This window comes from Escherichia sp. WS3063, from assembly GCF_046486595.1.
Classification (GTDB): Bacteria; Pseudomonadota; Gammaproteobacteria; order Enterobacterales; family Enterobacteriaceae; genus Escherichia; species Escherichia coli.
This window is the reverse complement of the sequence record NZ_JBJQKY010000026.1, coordinates 1-16,660: the sequence shown is the minus strand read 5'-3', so window position 1 is coordinate 16,660 and position 16,660 is coordinate 1. Positions and strand designations below refer to the sequence as shown.

Annotated in this window: 16 protein-coding genes; 15 read left to right on the top strand and 1 reads right to left on the bottom strand. The window is 43.6% G+C overall.

Annotated elements, in window-relative coordinates:
* The first annotated feature begins 150 nt into the window (after positions 1-150).
* The 14 genes from ACJHYW_RS20040 to pilV all read left to right on the top strand — a co-directional run bounded on the left by ACJHYW_RS20040 (position 151) and on the right by pilV (position 15,214).
* Positions 151-885, top strand: a complete 735-nt coding sequence (locus tag ACJHYW_RS20040; RefSeq protein WP_000432282.1) for a virB8 family protein — start codon at positions 151-153, stop codon at positions 883-885.
* Between the two features lie 65 nt (positions 886-950).
* Positions 951-1,652, top strand: coding sequence for a TrbG/VirB9 family P-type conjugative transfer protein (locus tag ACJHYW_RS20035; protein WP_000274524.1), 702 nt, complete (start codon positions 951-953; stop codon positions 1,650-1,652).
* A complete protein-coding gene (locus tag ACJHYW_RS20030) occupies positions 1,642-2,781 on the top strand; it encodes a TrbI/VirB10 family protein (protein ID WP_054173905.1) in 1,140 nt (379 codons plus the stop codon). Before ACJHYW_RS20035 ends, ACJHYW_RS20030 begins: the two co-directional genes overlap by 11 nt.
* An 18-nt stretch (positions 2,782-2,799) precedes the next feature.
* Positions 2,800-3,855, top strand: a complete 1,056-nt coding sequence (virB11, locus tag ACJHYW_RS20025) for a P-type DNA transfer ATPase VirB11 (protein ID WP_001059977.1) — start codon at positions 2,800-2,802, stop codon at positions 3,853-3,855.
* Positions 3,856-3,870: 15 nt separating this feature from the next.
* Positions 3,871-5,829 (top strand): type IV secretory system conjugative DNA transfer family protein, encoded by a 1,959-nt coding sequence (locus tag ACJHYW_RS20020; RefSeq protein ID WP_259616538.1) that lies wholly within the window; start codon positions 3,871-3,873, stop codon positions 5,827-5,829.
* A 50-nt stretch (positions 5,830-5,879) separates the two neighbouring features.
* Entirely contained in the window at positions 5,880-7,523 is a 1,644-nt protein-coding gene (locus tag ACJHYW_RS20015; RefSeq protein ID WP_054173908.1) for a PilN family type IVB pilus formation outer membrane protein, read from the top strand.
* A 50-nt stretch (positions 7,524-7,573) separates the two neighbouring features.
* Positions 7,574-8,884 (top strand): type 4b pilus protein PilO2, encoded by a 1,311-nt coding sequence (pilO2, locus tag ACJHYW_RS20010; protein ID WP_001454111.1) that lies wholly within the window; start codon positions 7,574-7,576, stop codon positions 8,882-8,884.
* Positions 8,868-9,362: a type IV pilus biogenesis protein PilP gene (gene pilP / locus ACJHYW_RS20005; RefSeq protein WP_112917650.1), complete on the top strand. Its 495-nt coding sequence runs from the start codon at positions 8,868-8,870 to the stop codon at positions 9,360-9,362. Before pilO2 ends, pilP begins: the two co-directional genes overlap by 17 nt.
* A 24-nt stretch (positions 9,363-9,386) precedes the next feature.
* Positions 9,387-10,925, top strand: a complete 1,539-nt coding sequence (locus tag ACJHYW_RS20000; RefSeq protein WP_000466225.1) for a GspE/PulE family protein — start codon at positions 9,387-9,389, stop codon at positions 10,923-10,925.
* Positions 10,916-12,025, top strand: coding sequence for a type II secretion system F family protein (locus ACJHYW_RS19995; protein WP_153674374.1), 1,110 nt, complete (start codon positions 10,916-10,918; stop codon positions 12,023-12,025). The genes ACJHYW_RS20000 and ACJHYW_RS19995 overlap by 10 nt, the downstream gene beginning before the upstream one ends.
* A gap of 49 nt (positions 12,026-12,074) precedes the next feature.
* Positions 12,075-12,638, top strand: coding sequence for a type 4 pilus major pilin (locus ACJHYW_RS19990; RefSeq protein WP_097479680.1), 564 nt, complete (start codon positions 12,075-12,077; stop codon positions 12,636-12,638).
* Positions 12,639-12,703: 65 nt separating this feature from the next.
* Positions 12,704-13,186 (top strand): lytic transglycosylase domain-containing protein, encoded by a 483-nt coding sequence (locus ACJHYW_RS19985; RefSeq protein WP_001258095.1) that lies wholly within the window; start codon positions 12,704-12,706, stop codon positions 13,184-13,186.
* A 3-nt stretch (positions 13,187-13,189) separates the two neighbouring features.
* Entirely contained in the window at positions 13,190-13,825 is a 636-nt protein-coding gene (locus tag ACJHYW_RS19980) for an A24 family peptidase (protein WP_069684560.1), read from the top strand.
* 12 nt (positions 13,826-13,837) lie between these two features.
* Positions 13,838-15,214, top strand: coding sequence for a shufflon system plasmid conjugative transfer pilus tip adhesin PilV (gene pilV / locus ACJHYW_RS19975; RefSeq protein WP_247821998.1), 1,377 nt, complete (start codon positions 13,838-13,840; stop codon positions 15,212-15,214).
* Positions 15,215-15,345: 131 nt separating this feature from the next.
* Here the strand turns inward: pilV and tnpA are convergent, their stop codons facing one another.
* Positions 15,346-15,750 (bottom strand): IS200/IS605 family transposase, encoded by a 405-nt coding sequence (tnpA, locus tag ACJHYW_RS19970; RefSeq protein WP_001175008.1) that lies wholly within the window; start codon positions 15,748-15,750, stop codon positions 15,346-15,348.
* Positions 15,751-15,808: 58 nt separating this feature from the next.
* Here tnpA and ACJHYW_RS19965 point away from each other — a divergent pair.
* Positions 15,809-16,660 (top strand): RNA-guided endonuclease InsQ/TnpB family protein (locus ACJHYW_RS19965; protein ID WP_259637083.1); only part of this gene is annotated, 852 nt, incomplete at its 3' end.

Below are 16,660 nucleotides of genomic sequence, written 5' to 3'. Positions count from 1 at the left end.
CAGAACGGAAAACAATATGAAAATCCCCCTCATAATTGCCTCCGCGCTATTAATTAGTGCATGTTCTCACACCCCCAATCCTGTGCAGAAAAAAGGGGGATGGTTTGAGTTAAACACAGCAATTGAACAGATCAAAGCAGGTGATTATTAATGGAAAACACAAACTATTATGAACATTCAAAAAAAGAAGCCTCCAAAAAGAAATTTGAAGAAAAGAACGAAAAAAAGGATTATTTCAAGGCCATACGTGACTTTGAGCGTAGTGAAATTGAAATCATAAAGAAAAAGGCAAAAACATTTACCATTCTCGCCATTGGTGAATTTGTTGTAATTTGCATTCTTGGTTTCGCAATAGCCTCCCTTGCTCCATTAAAAACCGCTGTACCGTTCCTTGTGCGAGTGGATAACAGCACTGGATATACTGATATTGCCCCTCAATTATCTGATGCTAAGGAAAGTTATCAGGATGTTGAGACTAAATATTTCCTGTCAAAATATCTCATTAACTATGAAGCATACGACTGGCAGACTATCCAGGAACAGGCCGATACAGTAAAAACAATGTCTTCCCAAAAGGTGTTTTCAGCTTATGACACCATGATTCGTGCTGATTCCTCACCACTGAACATTCTGAAAAACAACTACAAAATTAAGGTCCAGATTAATTCAGTAATCCTTCTAAGGAAGGATATGGCGCAGGTGCGTTTCAAAAAAATGGTACTGGATTTATCTGGTAAACCCGCCCCCGGATACAGAGCAACAGAGTGGATTTCGACGATTTCTTTTGACTGGGATAAAGATATCAAAACAGAAAAAGAGCGCCTTGTGAATCCGCTGGGACTGCAAGTTCTGAGCTACCAACCTGATCCAGAGGTTATAAAATGATGCTTAAACGCACTACTGCGATAGTTCTTTTGTCGATGCTACAAGTACCTGGTGCTTTAGCAGCTATGTACGGCACACCATCGGAACGAGACGGGCGTATTCAGACCGTAGATTATAACGAGCAGGATGTATTTAATGTGCGCGTAAAAGCAGGCGCACAAACAACAATTAAGTTCGGACAAGACGAAACAATAAAAGATGTCGGAATTGGTGATCCAGAAGCCTGGTCAGTATCGGTCAGGGACAACACTCTGTTTCTGCGTCCAAAAGCAGAAGAACCGGATACAAACGTTACCGTTCAGACCAATAAGCATATATATCCTCTTTACCTGATATCAACCACGAAACAACCCACGTATATTCTGCGTTTTAATTATCCGAAACCACCGTCAGCTACCGTAATGACTGAAAAGCCATTTCCATGCACTGATGGTGGAATAATTAATGGTCATTATCAACTCAAGGGGGACAAATCAATTTTCCCTTATCAGGTATGGGATAATGGCGAATTTACATGCATGAGATGGACTAATAAACAGGAAATTCCGGTCCTTTATCGTGTTGATGCCGATGGAAATGAACATCTGGTTAACGGAGACAGAAATAAAAACACAATGGTTTACTATGACGTGGCTGAAAATCTCCGTTTGCGCCTGGGTGATCAGGTTGCAGATATCAGAACATCATCAATCGTTAATCGTCCGTGGAATAAAAAAGGTACGTCAAACGGAAAAACACGAGTAGAGAAGTTCAGCTATGAAAAATAAAGATGATGAAAAGAATAATGACGCGGGAAATCGCGGAATTATCGAAGTAAAAGGTAAAGCAGCGCCAAAAAAAATATTAATCCTCATCATATTACTGATTGCCGCGTTATTTGTGATCATTATCTTGTTTAAAGTTCTTTCACGAGAACAGGTCGTTCAGCAAACACCTATTGAGAAGTCTGACGAGACACTGGTCACAAATAGCAACAATGGCGTTTCACTGACAACAATGATGAAAAACATCGAAGAAAAGGAAAAACTCGATGCCGCTAACCGCAGGAAAGCACAGGAGGAGCAAGAACAGAAACAGGCAGACAATGCCCCGTCAGCGCCACCATCACAAAAGGCCGATCAAACAGCCGTCAATGTGATAGCCAACGGCACTCCCCAAACCGCCAGTGGCGCTCCAAACCAACCACAACCATTGCCAAAATCCATCCGACAACTGATGGGCGACACAATGGTGAAGATCGACAATCAGGAACCAGGCGAAAAAAACCAGGAAAGAGATGATTTACAGGGCAGTCAGTACGCAGACGGAAAGGTATCCCCTGTGCTGAACCGCCGATATCTGTTATCTGCGGGAACAGCATTATCCTGTGTGCTCAAAACGAAAATCGTAACCTCTTATCCCGGTATCACAATGTGTCAGTTAACACGAGACGTCTGGTCGGATAACGGCGAAGTGCTTCTTGCCCGTAAAGGAGCATTACTGATCGGGGAGCAGAATAAAGTCATGACACAGGGAGTAGCCCGTGTGTTCGTTAACTGGACAACGCTCAAAGATGAAAATGTCAATGTGCGCATTGGCGCACTTGGCACTGACAGTCTGGGCGCTTCAGGCCTTCCTGCATGGGTCGATAATCATTTTGGTCAGCGTTTTGGTGGTGCATTGCTGCTGTCATTACTTGGTGATGGTTTAGATATTCTGAAAAACAGCACGCAACAAACAGGCTCAAACAGCAATATCACCTACGAAAACACATCTGACGCAACAAAAGAAATGGCAAAAACAACGCTGGACAATACGATAAATATTCCCCCCACGGCATATATTAATCAGGGGACTGTATTGTCTGTTATTGTTCCGCGAAATATCGACTTTTCATCCGTATATGATCTTCAGTAATTCAGTAAAGCAATTGATATGAATAACATCAGAGATACCAGTAATACATCACAACCACGAGATAACAGTAAAACCGCAAGACGATATCTGGATATGACGGGTATCCAGTCTGTTCTTAATATTGAACATGTCACAGAAATATCTGTGAATAAACCAGGAACAATATGGTTTGAAGGGAAAAATGGCTGGGAATCTAAAGATGCGCCAGACGCGACTTTTGATAATTTAATGACACTTGCCAAAACTCTGACAAACTTATCAAAGATAAAAATACCACTTAGCCATGATAATCCCATTGCATCGGTAGTTCTTCCCGGTGGGGAACGTGGACAAATCATCATTCCACCTGCAACAGAAAATAACAGCGTTGTGATATCTATCCGTAAGCCATCATTAACGCGCTTTACTATAGATGATTATGTCCGAACAGGGCGTTTTGATAATGTCAGGATTGCGACGAAACACGAAGCCATCCTCACTGAACGGCAACGCTACCTGTATGAATTATCCCGGCGTCCAGATGGTCAATCTAAAGCTCAATTTTTAAGAGAGGCAGTTAAAGACCGTCTTAATTTTTTAATCGTCGGTGGGACTGGCTCCGGTAAGACAACTATAGCAAAGGCAATTGCAGATATCTTTCCACCTGAACGGCGTTATATAACCGTTGAAGATGTGCCGGAAATGTCTCTGCCGCTGCATCCAAACCACATCCGGCTTTTCTACAAAAAAAATACCGTTGAGGCGAAGGAAATCATTGAAGCGTGTATGCGATTAAAGCCAGATCACATCTTTCTTGCTGAACTTAGGGGTAACGAAGCATGGAGTTATCTGGAGGCGCTTAATACAGGGCATGAAGGCTCAATCAGTACCATTCATGCTAATAATACTTATGCCTCATTTTCACGACTGGCAAGCATTGTAAAACAATCTGATGTTGGCATGACTGTTGATATGGACCTCATCATGCGCACGATAAAAACATCAATTGATGTCATTCTTTTTTTCAACCATACCAGAATGACTGAACTGTATTACGAACCCGAAGAAAAAAATCGCTTTTTGAGCACAATGTAAATTCTGGAGATAACTATGGATGCAAAAAAGACGGGGGGGTTAATTCTCTTCCTGTTACTGCTTCTTGTGGGTGTGCTTATAGCCTCAAACTATCTCGGTGGATACACAGCATTAAGATATTCATCCGTTGATATGTCTTTGCTCAAGTGGGATACATTCCATTCTGTAATCTCAACATTTTCTGGCAACCCACAATATAAAAAACTCGTTTTTATGGCATGGTTTGGATTCAGCGTTCCATTAATATTCTTCGCCATATTCATGTTGATTGTCGTGATTGGGATTATGCCTAAAAAAGTCATCTACGGTGACGCCCGACTCGCAACTGATATGGACCTGAGTAAATCAGGTTTTTTCCCGGATAAAAAATCACCTTACAAACATCCACCAATACTCATCGGTAAAATGTTCAAGGGGAGATACAAAAAACAATTTATTTATTTCGCCGGACAACAATTTTTAATTCTTTATGCCCCGACACGTTCTGGTAAAGGGGTGGGTATTGTTATCCCCAACTGCGTAAACTATCCAGGAAGTATGGTCATACTGGATATCAAACTTGAAAACTGGTTTTTATCAGCCGGATTCAGGCAAAAAGAATTAGGGCAAGAATGCTTTCTCTTTGCGCCCGCCGGATACGCGGAAACTATCGACCAGGCCATTAAAGGACAGATACGCTCTCACCGCTGGAATCCTCTGGATTGCGTCAGTCGCAGTGATTTACTTCGTGAAACGGACCTGGCAAAAATTGCCGCAATCCTTATCCCGGCAAGTGATGATCCTATATGGTCTGATTCTGCACGAAACCTTTTTGTCGGGTTAGGACTTTACCTGCTGGACAAGGAGCGTTTTCACCTGGAACAGAAAACCAAAGGTCATAATGTACCGGACGTTCTTGTTTCCATCAGCGCCATACTGAAAACGTCGATTCCCGATAATGGAAAAGATCTCGCCGCATGGATGGGACAGGAAATTGAAAACCGTAGCTGGATTAGCGATAAAACAAAATCATTCTTCTTTAAGTTCATGTCAGCACCAGATCGCACAAGGGGAAGTATAGAAACAAACTTTTCATCACCGCTGAGCATCTTCAGCAACCCTATTACTGCTGAGGCGACGAATTTCAGTGATTTTGATATCCGGGATATTCGTAAAAAGCCCATGTCAATTTATCTTGGTCTGACACCGGATGCTTTAATCACTCATGAGAAAATTGTAAACCTTTTCTTCTCATTACTGGTTAATGAAAACTGTCGTGAACTGCCGGAACACAACCCGGACCTGAAATACCAGTGTCTTATTCTCCTGGATGAATTTACATCAATGGGTAAATCGGAGGTCATTGAACGCGCTGTTGGTTTTACAGCAGGTTATAACCTTCGCTTTATGTTCATTCTTCAGAATGAAGGACAAGGGCAAAAAAGCGATATGTACGGTCAGGAAGGATGGACCACATTCACTGAAAACAGTGCTGTTGTGCTTTACTATCCGCCGAAATCAAAAAATGCTCTGGCTAAGAAGATTTCAGAAGAGATTGGGGTGCGTGATATGAAAATATCCAAACGCTCAATTTCCAGTGGTGGTGGTAAGGGAGGAGGTTCACGTACACGGAATGATGATGTAATAGAGCGCCCGGTTCTTCTTCCTGAAGAAATTGTGTCTCTCCGGGATAAGAAGAATAAAGCCAGAAATATTGCAATCCGTGAAATTATAACCAGTGAATTTAGCCGACCATTTATTGCCAACAAAATAATCTGGTTTGAAGAACCAGAGTTTAAACGCCGCGTGGATATCGCCCGTAATAATCCAGTTGAGATCCCACTCCTGTTCAAAGATAAAACAGAACTCATGAATAAAATAGCCAGGGATGCGGAAATTTATCTTTCTGACCAGAAAAAAGTCATGGTTGCCGGAGGAAATGTAATTACCAATCCAGACCTTGATAATCACGATAAAACAGACGTATCTGAATAATTCTCGCAACCAGCAAATAGTATTTTGCATATTCCATAAGGTAATTAAACATGAATAAAAAATTGCTTTATTTATTAATATCCTCTTTTTTATTATCAGGCTGTGCAAACTTCAAAAAAATCAATGCTAATGAACTTGCAGCCGAAAGAGACGCACAAAAAGCGACTGAATACGCGAAAAAAATTCGTAATAACCCGGTTATCCAGGACTCAACAAAACAATGGATTAATACAACGCCAATTATTGAAAAGCAGGTAAAGCAATCAGCGCCGCCCTGCCCGATTGTGATTAATACTCGTTCAGATATTGAGCTACGCCAGATCGCACAACGCATCACACAAACCTGTCATATTCCGGTACGAATCAGCGCCGATGTCTGGACCTATCTGAACGGTACAGGCACTGGCTCAACACAACAAATGACAGGATCAATTCCAGCACCGGATGCTAATGGAATGGTTCCTCTGGCGTCAGTAGGCAGTCAGCCAGTAAAAGTCTCTTCTGGCGGTACATCACTCCCTGAACTGAATATCTCCGGGCTTCCTGCCCTACTGCAAACCGTATCTTCACGGCTGGGAATATCCTGGAAATACGATAAAGGCCGTATCACATTCTTCTATCTGGAAACGCGCTCATTCCCGATCACATATATGGACAGCAATGTGGCATACAACTCAAAAGTTGTGAGCGGCACAATGTCTTCCAGTGGCAGTACCGGCTCTACCAGTTCTGGCGGTATGACTGGCGACGCATCAAATACGCAAACTACAACCGTGGAAATGAAATCATCGCTGTACAACGACCTGAAAAGCGAAGTTTCCTCAATGCTGACACCAGGTACAGGGCGCATGTATCTGTCCACTGGTTCACTGACAGTAACAGATACCCCGGATGTACTGGACAGCGTTCAGGAGATTGTGAACAAGCGCAATAATGAAATGAGTCGTCAGGTTGTGCTGAACGTTGAAATCCTGAGTATCAAGAAATCAAGCCAGGAACAGGCGGGAATCGACTGGAACGCTGTATTTAATGATGGTCATCTTGGTCTGAGTCTTGGTGGCTCATTTGGTGATGCCGCCGGGAATGTTATTACCAGTGGTGTATCCATCGTGGACGGTAAGCTGGCTGGCTCAAAAGCATTTCTGAAAGCCCTGTCGTCACAAGGCAGCGTCAGTGTCGTAACGCAAAACTCCGCTGTGACTAAAAACCTGACGCCCGTCCCTATGCAAATTGCCAATCAGCAGGGCTTCATTGAAAGTGTCACAACCGATTCCACCGCCAATGTGGGATCATCCACGTCACTGAATGCGGCAACAATAACGACCGGATTCAATATGACTCTGCTTCCATACATTCAGCCGGATTCACAAAACCTGCAATTGCTGTTCTCAATGAGTCTGTCTGACAAACCTACTTTTGAGGTGTTCGAAAGTGGCGGCAGTAAAGCACAAACACCGAATGTGGATTTGAAGACGATTAATCAGACTATTGACCTGAAATCAGGCCAGACAGTCATTCTGAGTGGATTCCAGCAATCAAACCGGAAAACCAGTAAGCAAGGTGTAATAACCCCCTCCTTCTTTGGACTTGGGGGGGGCGTTAACAGTGAAGACGGCGACACGATTCTGGTCGTTTTAATTACACCAAATGTGCTTAATTCCGGCTCCAGTGCAGTAATAAAAAATGTGAACTAATTAACTGAAAACTCCCTGAAAAAACACAGGGAGTTTTTTTGGAGGTCACTTTGTCTGAGAATAATCAGAATAACCGGAATTTCACTTCGGTTATTAAAAACAAGCGTGCTTTTTTCTCCGGTCTGGACTGGAAAACGCTTCCTTCAGAAGAAAAGAATGCGCGTACATTCGCAAGAAAAAACGACGCTGAATATTTTCTCTCCTGTCAGTATCAGGATTCAGAAAATGAAACCAAAACGATGGTGGCATTTATCAGAAAAGAGGATCTTCCCACAGGGGCGTCCTCATTCTGGTCACTGGCACTGATGATAAAACCCCTCATCGAACCTGACGGATACGCTATCTGCGAACTCGGTGATCTTTATGGCTTTGTTTCCTGCGTTAATAACGTTCTCGTCAACGATGTTGTAGGTAACAAAAGTCAGATCATGAGTGCCCTGACAACATTTCTTGAGTTTAATGAAACACCAGAACCCGGCTGGAAACTATACCAGCCTGAATCATGGGATATCAGCCAGGCACTCCCCTCACTCACTCTGTCTGCGTTGATTGACGTAAAAAAACCGCCGAAAGAGGCGGCGTTTACTCGCGTATCCCGAAAACGTCAGTTCATGATTTATGGCGGAAGTGCCATTCTGGCCATACTGCTCTGGAACGGGATCACCATGTACCAGGAATACCGGGAAAAAGAAGCTGCGGCAGAAGCTGCACGTCTTCGTCTGGCAAAAGAAATGGCAGACAAACAGGCAATACAGATTGCCCCACCGTGGCAACATTTACCTGAAATAAAACCATTTATTGATAAATGCATTGATAAATGGGATGCACTGCCCTTATCGATCGCCGGATGGCGTTTTGACCTTGCTGAATGCAGCACATCCGGTAATGACGGGCTGTTACGCACATCATATAAGGAACTGAGCGGCGTTACGGTCGAGGACTTCAGCACACGGATACGAGAAATATTCCAGGGGACAACCACAGCAACTTTTGTATTGCCAGAAGGCAGCGCCGGGGGATTTTCTCTTCCTGTCAGTTTTGACGTTTCGCCTGATCCAATTACCCCGGACACATTGCCACAGGCAACAGATATTCAGGAACGCCTGACAACATTTGCACAAAAAATGAGGTTAAAACTCACCTGGCAGGAAATTGAAAACACAAAAACAGATGAAGAAGGCCGTCCAATAATTCTCCCGTGGAACGAGTATGAATTAATGATTCAGACCAGCACCCCGCCTTCAATACTTTTCGCTAACTTTCATGAACCTGCCGTTCGCTTCCAGTATGCAGGAATAAAACTGGAAGAAGGAAGACTGAATTATGAGATTAAAGGTGCATTCTATGTTAAAAATAATTAAACCAACGATTATTTCTGTCTGTTTTTTCAGTTCACTTGCTTACGCAACAGAATCTGAAAGCACGCCAAAAGACGAAATAAAATATTCATCTCCGACCATTTTACAGGTAGAGCAGATTCAGGCTGAAACGGTAATTTACGAAGCAAAGCTGGCGCGTCAGAAGGCTGTCAGTGAATTGCGTAATCTTGATTTGAATGGTGTAGCGTCCGCAACGCCAGCAATAACGCCCTCTTCCGGGTATTCTTCCCTTGCAGATACCGATATACCAGCGCAACGTGTAACCGCTAAATCACTTCGTGTTATTGAAATATTTGGTACACCACAACAAATGTCAGCACGAATTTCTCTCCTGGACGGGTCAGTAACTGATGTCAAGGTCGGGCAAAGTATTCCAGGTACTTCTTATAAGGTGGCATCAATCACTGGTAATGGCGTCTGGATTCAAAATGGTACAGAGAAACGCCAGCTTATTCTTTAATGCTATTGAAAGAGACGACACATAATGTTTTTTTCTGACGCAGACTATCCCGGAAAAGATATTTCTGATGTTGTATACGTCAGTATATCTGAAAAAGACGATAAACCTGTTCATGTTTATATCGCTGATAACAGTAAAGGACAGCGTGCTGTTCAGGCTTATATTGGCACTCTGAATGTTAAATATCCCGGAAAGGTAAATATAACCTGGACCACTCTTGATGTTATCGCATCCCGCTACCAGGACAGCGAAAGAAGGTCTGATTCAAACTCATCACAACACTTAAACAGCAACCAGGAAAAGGTCATTAGCTACCTGGCGAAAGCAAACAACCTGGGAAGTTCCGATTTGCACATCACACCTGGTCGGGACGGTTCCGAGTTCACTTATGTCGAAGCACGCGTGCATGGGGAACTGGAAATTCTGGATGTCATCCCGCGTAAAGAAGGGCTGGAATTGCTGGGTGCTGCCTATTCTGGAATGAGCGATGTTATCAAAGGTACGCAGTTTGACCCGGCAATACCGCAGGATGCACGTATCGCAGAGAATTTTCTGAAGCCTGTAAATCTTTTTGGGGCGCGCTATTCGCATTATCCGTGCGTGGGTGGTGTATACGCGGTCTTCCGCCTGATTAAAGATGACAGCGAGGATATTCCCACTTTCGAAGAACTTGGCTACATGCCACAACAAATCCAGACAATCAGGCGAATGTTACAACGCCCGGAAGGAATTATCGTTTTATCCGGCCCAACAGGGTCCGGTAAGTCAACGACTCTGAGAACGGCTTCAGAAGCCTATCTGAGCACGTTTGGTTTCAACCATAACGATAATATGCGTCTCCCCCGAAAACGCCTTTTCACCATTGAATCACCGCCGGAGGGCCGCATTCCCGGCGCAATACAGACGGCAGTCAGGGATTCCGTCGATGGCTGGGTTGACGCGATTAAATCCGCTATGCGACTTGATCCAGACGCGATACTGAACGGCGAAATTCGTGATCACGCATCGGCATTAGCGGCAATCAAAGCCTCGATGACAGGCCACCTTCTGTTGACGACCTTACACGCCAACGATGCCCTGAATATTATTGAGCGCCTTGAAATGGAGAATATTCAGGCCAGGCTGATTGCAGATCCTCTTCTGTTTATCGGTCTGCTGAGTCAACGGCTGGTACAAAAACTCTGTCCTTACTGTAAGCGCACTTATGCTGAAATGGCAGACAAACTGAGTACAGAAGAACGGAAACTCATTGAGGAAAATTGCCTGCCGGAACAGGTCCGGTTGCGCAATCTTGACGGTTGTGAGCACTGTTATAAAGGCGTAACGGGAAGGACGGTTATAGCAGAAGTCGTCTCACCCGACGCACGTTTTTTTCAGTTGTATCGTCAGTCCGGGCGTCTGGAAGCAAAATCATACTGGCACTATGAACTTGGAGGAATTACCCGTAATCAGCACTTATTACACCTGATTAATCATGGCCTGGTAGATCCGCTGTCCGCACACTTCATATCCCCCATTGACGAAGATAAATACTCAATGCTCCCGGAGGGGACATGGCGATAAAAGATATATTTGAGAAACTCAATTCGATAGAAATTGATTTCTCTGGAATATCCCACTGGCTGGCAAAATACACATTCAGGTTTTCCAGAATAAATTTATATGAAGATTTATCTGGGATGTTAAATGATGGCATAAATGTAAAACGTGCTCTTACACACCTGATTGATATAGAAACAGACTACGGGAAGAAAACGGGTTCTTCTGCAACCTACTATATTTGCTGTGAGTGCCTTAATGCACTAAATAATACAGGATCAATATCTTCAGCATTTAAAAAATATATAAAGGAGGACGAATACCAACTAATATCAAGCGGTGAAATTCGCGGCGACCTAGCCGGAGGATTAGTTCAGGCCATAAAAATTGTCAGAAGTCGTTCTGAAATGATAATGACTCTTGTTATGTCGATGATTTATCCATCCGTACTGGTTTTTGGTTGCCTGGCAAACATGTATATGGTCCACGATACCATAACACCTGTTTTCCTTTCTCTTGCACCGAAAGAACGCTGGACCAGCTCTATGAGGTTACTGACAGATACGTCTGGTTTCCTGATAGAAAACGGAACGTATATTCTCTGTTTCTGCATCGTGCTGTTTTTCAGTATCAGGTATTCGCTTGCGCGTTATACAGGACCGGGTCGTCAGTATCTTGATTACATTCCCCCCTGGTCACTTTATAAAACATTTAATGGTGTAAGTTTTCTCTTCAACATGGCCTCCATGTTAAGCATTGAGATTCCCGTTGCAAAAGCACTGGAAAGGCTGGAAAAAAACTGCACTCAAAACAGATGGCTACTCGAGCGAATAAAAGAAATCAGGAGATATGTTTTACTTGGACAGTCACTTGCAATGGCAATGAAAAGTTGCGGTTATGACTTCCCATCAAAATTATGCATTAACAAACTATTACTTCATTCTGAAAATGCCGACAATGCATTGATGATGTCTAACTATGCTGATAAATGGCTGGAGGAAGCAAAAGGAAAAGTTAAATCAACAGGAGTCTGGATAACTGTAGTATCCGCATTAATTGTTTTCGCATTTATTGTCATGATGATTACTGCTCTCTACGATGTCAGTAACGTCCTGCAACACTAATCCCTAATATATTCTTTTCAACCCCTCATTAAACAAGGAGTTATTTATTATGTCTTCTATTAATTTTTTAAATATGCGTTCTGTTTTATCTTCTTTTTCTGCACATCGTAGAAAAGAAAAAGAACAGGACAAAGGGGCAACACTGATGGAGGTGTTATTGGTTGTTGGTGTTATTGTTGTACTTGCAGCAAGTGCATATAAACTCTATTCAATGGTGCAGACCAACATTCAGTCATCCAATGAACAAAATAACATCCTGACAGTGATTGCCAACATGAAATCACTGAAATTTCAGGGGCGTTATACTGACAGTAACTATATTAAGACTCTTTACGCGCAAGGATTACTGCCATCCGATATGATCGCGGATACAACTGGCGCAAGCGCGAAAAACCCGTGGGGCGGCTCCGTCACAATTACTCCATCAACAGATAAATATTCCTTCACTGTTATTGAAGCCAGTGTACCGCAAAAAAACTGTATGGCTCTGGTAAACGCCCTGCGTTCTTCCAGCGCAATCTCCAAAATTAACAACACTTCCACATCAACCGTCAGTGCAGCAACTGTTTGCGCATCTGACAGCAATACGCTGACCTTCAGCACTGATTCCTGATTTTTCATGTGCATCGGATAAGCGCCTTCGGGCGCTTATTTTTTCCATGTTTAAGGAGGAGTATTGTGCGTTCTGTTCTTTATATCCTGCTATCATGTATTTCATCATTAATCTTTTCATTGCAACCCGCATATTCAGCGACAACGACCCGATTTGATGCCTGCTTTGCACAAGCCGGGCAACGTTACCTGATTGACCCCCTGCTTCTGAAAAGCATTGCCACTGTAGAAAGTTCACTCATACCAGACCGGATAAATCACAACAAAGAAAAAGGAAAAATATTAAGCACCGATTACGGACTAATGCAAATTAATTCATCACACATCCCTAACCTGAAAAAACTTGGCGTAATAAAAGACAAATCAGAGCTTATTGATAACCCCTGTCTCAATATACAGATTGGCGCGTGGATTCTGGCAACACATTTTCAGAAATGCGGCATAAACTGGAGTTGTCTTGGCAGTTATAACGCTGGTTTCAAAGAAAGTAACGAACAGAAAAGAATCAAATACGCACGCTATGTCTACAATAAATACATGGTAAGGTAACTTATGCTAAACAGCATATTTAATACGGCGATACTTTGCTGTGCAAATATCGTCTGTCAATGCTACGCCTACAATGAAGTTAAATTCCGTTTAAATAAACTTAATGTATCTTATAAAACCGGAGCAGAGAAATATTACTGTCTGATACTGACAACGCTTGCCGTTATGTATCTTTCATTAAATCAGCTATCACTGATTCAATCTATAATAGTGATTATTTTCTATGCTTTCCTTACATTAATGGCCTGTATAGACCTTCTTTCATTTCTACTACCACGCCTTTATACCGTGACATTTATCTTCTCCGGCCTGTTATATCAGGCATGGAATAACAATATATTGTCTGGTTTGTTTTGTGCAATACTGATGTTCTTCATTATGCTGTTTGTAAGACTTTACTTTGCATATAAAAACGGAACGGAAAGTTTCGGCATGGGAGATGTGCTACTTATTGCAGGAACTGGCGTATGGTTTCCAACGCCTGAGATTGCCTGTTCAATTGTATTTATTGCCGTTATCGGCGGAATTATTTTCTTCACTCTTGGCGGATTAAACAAGCAAAAAAAATATATCCCATTTGGCCCATTTCTTTGTGGCGGAATGTTTGTTTACTCACTCGTACCGGGAATATTATTCTGAGGATTAAGAGCAATGAAAAAGACAGATAAAGGTGTATCTCTCCTTGAAGTATTGCTTGTCATCGGCATAATGGTGATGGTTATCCCTAAAGTTTATGAAAACATTGAAAACCATCTGAATAATGTTCGCTGGCAGAATGCAGCAGAACACGCAAATACTTATAACACCGCTGTTCGTAATTATGTTGCTGACAATGCATCAACACTACTTGCTGGATCTTTACCCAAAACAATCACGCCAACAACACTCATTCAGAAAGGCTATCTGAAATCTGGTTTTTCTGAATCCAATTTTGGACAAAGCTACATTACCGGTATTGCAAAGAACAGCAAAACATCCCGTCTGGAAGCCCTGACCTGTAGTAATGGCGGTCAGTCCCTGTCAGAAGCCGGAATGCGCTCGGTAGCAAGCATGATTGAAGGGCTTGGCGGCTACATCAACAGCAGCAAGCAGGCGATTGGCGCGGGTGGCGGCTGGTCTGACACGCCTTCAAACTATGGGCTGAACTGCGCGACCGGGCATATTGCAATGGCACTTGTTGGCGCTGATTTGCAGGAAAGCGACCGTTTGTATCGTTACTCCATAACTAATCGTCCCGACCTTAACAGGATGCATACGGCGATTGATATGAACAGCAACAATCTGAACAACGTCGGCACTTTAAACGGCAACGCCGCCGCGCTCTCCGGCGATATCAGCGCACGTAACGGTACGTTCTCTGGCGCAATTTCAGGAAATACAGCCACTACCAACGGTGATATCACTTCGAATAATGGCTGGCTGGTCACAAAAAACAGCAAAGGCTGGATGAACAGCACCTATGGTGGCGGCTGGTATATGTCCGATTCGTCCTGGTTGCGCAGCGTGAATAATAAAGGGATTTACACTGGCGGCCAGGTAAAAGGTGGAACTGTACGCGCTGATGGACGCCTCTATACAGGCGAGTATTTACAGCTTGAAAAAACAGCAACGGCTGGCGCTTCCTGCTCCCCTAACGGGCTTGTAGGCCGCGACAGTACAGGGGCGATACTTTCGTGCCAATCCGGTGTGTGGAGAACTTCCGGTTCCTCTAACGGTAGTTACAGTAATCTTGGATCACACCGAGGATCATTTACTGGTCGCAATACGGGAAGTGGTACGCTGTTTGTTTACGCCTCTGGAGGGAATGGTGGTTCCGCCGGGGGAGATTGTGCTAACACATCCAGATTGCAGGGATACGTTGCAGGGGCATTGATTAGCACAAATGCGAGCAACAACCCATCTTATGGGAAGACAGCATTCATCTCTTTTGCTGTCCCTGCTGGCGCAACTTATCAGATCACCTCTTATCCGGCCCAAAACTACTCTTGTGGCTCAGGGGTATTTTCAGTATTTGGATACCAAACTTAATTGAGAGTTACACAGGACGCAATACAACCTGTCTTGTGCTCGTATTTGTACCATCTTAACTTCCAAAGGGTACTCCCGCCGACATAAGGCGGGAGGGGAATTTGGACGGGCTTGAAAAGCCCGAAAGGTGATCAGCCACGCTGATGTTGAATGTATTGCTTCACAACTTCCAGCGGCGCACCTCCGCAGGAGCCAGCAAAGTATGACCTCGACCAGAGCACGGCTTTTCCGTATGCCCCCCGCAAATCAAGAAATTCGTTTCGCAGACGGCGGGATGTCACTGCTTTCAGTGAGTTAACCAGTACCGAAAGTTGCACTGTTGGTGGGTATTCGATCAGCATGTGGACATGATCGACGTCTCCGTTACTTTCTTTAAGTTCTGCCCCAAAATCACGGCAGACTTCTGCTGCATACTGATGGAATGCTGCACAGTGTAACTCTCCCAGTATCTTTCGACGGTATTTTGTTACAAAGACAAGATGAACATGCAAAAGGAAGGCAGCATGTCTTGAACGATTGATTTTATATTTTTGCATTGAGGTTGGCCGTAAAAGCAGTAATATTGTAAGCAAATCTACTACACACTGAATGATGATGCTAATCCTGAAAGCCTACAAATTCAGACTGGAACCAACGCATGAGCAGTCGCAGCGTTTGCGGCAGTTATGTGGTTGCGCCCGTTTTGTCTGGAATTTAGGTCTTGCGGAGACAAAGCGCATACTTGGCTCAGGCGAAAAGCTACCTTCGGCTTTCGAGTTGAACCGGATGATTACGGTGTGGAAAAAAATGCCGGAATACATCTTCTTACAGGATGCTTATACCGACAATCTGCAACAAAAGCTGAAAGACCTGCATACCGCATGGAAACGTTGTTTTGATAAAAAGCTCGCAGCTAAGGCTCCGGTATGGAAACGAAAAAATGAGGGCAGAGACTCAATCCGTTTTGTGAACTTTGAGAAATATTGCTGCCTTGAAAATCGCAGAGTGAAGCTACCGTCAGGTCTTGGGTGGGTAAAATTCCGGCAATCTCAACGTGTGAACGGTAAAATCAAAAATGCGACAATCAGTCAGTTAGCGGGACAGTGGTATATCTCGTTTCAGGTTGAAATTGAAACGGCAGAACCAAATCACACAAGCACAACGATAGTCGGGCTGGATGCTGGCGTGGCTAAACTTGCCACGCTGTCAGATGGCACAGTCTTTGAGCCTGTAAACAGTTTTCAGAAAAACCAGAAGAAGCTGGCGAGACTCCAGCGTCAGTTAAGCCGCAAGGTCAAATTCAGCAACAACTGGCAGAAGCAGAAACGCAAAATACAGCAACTGCATTCCCGTATTGCAAATATCCGCAGGGACTACCTTCACAAAGTCACAACGACCGTCAGCAAAAACCACGCAATGATAGTCATTGAGGATTTGAAGGTCAGCAACATGTCAAAGTCAGCAGCG

Coding starts and splice junctions, on each gene's coding strand:
- ACJHYW_RS20000 (WP_000466225.1), top strand. CDS start 9,387: ATGTTTTTTTCTGACGCAGACTATCCCGGAAAAGATATTTCTGATGTT.
- ACJHYW_RS19990 (WP_097479680.1), top strand. CDS start 12,075: ATGTCTTCTATTAATTTTTTAAATATGCGTTCTGTTTTATCTTCTTTT.
- ACJHYW_RS19980 (WP_069684560.1), top strand. CDS start 13,190: ATGCTAAACAGCATATTTAATACGGCGATACTTTGCTGTGCAAATATC.
- pilP (WP_112917650.1), top strand. CDS start 8,868: ATGTTAAAAATAATTAAACCAACGATTATTTCTGTCTGTTTTTTCAGT.
- ACJHYW_RS20020 (WP_259616538.1), top strand. CDS start 3,871: ATGGATGCAAAAAAGACGGGGGGGTTAATTCTCTTCCTGTTACTGCTT.
- pilV (WP_247821998.1), top strand. CDS start 13,838: ATGAAAAAGACAGATAAAGGTGTATCTCTCCTTGAAGTATTGCTTGTC.
- ACJHYW_RS20040 (WP_000432282.1), top strand. CDS start 151: ATGGAAAACACAAACTATTATGAACATTCAAAAAAAGAAGCCTCCAAA.
- virB11 (WP_001059977.1), top strand. CDS start 2,800: ATGAATAACATCAGAGATACCAGTAATACATCACAACCACGAGATAAC.
- ACJHYW_RS20030 (WP_054173905.1), top strand. CDS start 1,642: ATGAAAAATAAAGATGATGAAAAGAATAATGACGCGGGAAATCGCGGA.
- ACJHYW_RS20035 (WP_000274524.1), top strand. CDS start 951: ATGTACGGCACACCATCGGAACGAGACGGGCGTATTCAGACCGTAGAT.
- ACJHYW_RS19995 (WP_153674374.1), top strand. CDS start 10,916: ATGGCGATAAAAGATATATTTGAGAAACTCAATTCGATAGAAATTGAT.
- tnpA (WP_001175008.1), bottom strand. CDS start 15,750: ATGCAAAAATATAAAATCAATCGTTCAAGACATGCTGCCTTCCTTTTG.
- ACJHYW_RS20015 (WP_054173908.1), top strand. CDS start 5,880: ATGAATAAAAAATTGCTTTATTTATTAATATCCTCTTTTTTATTATCA.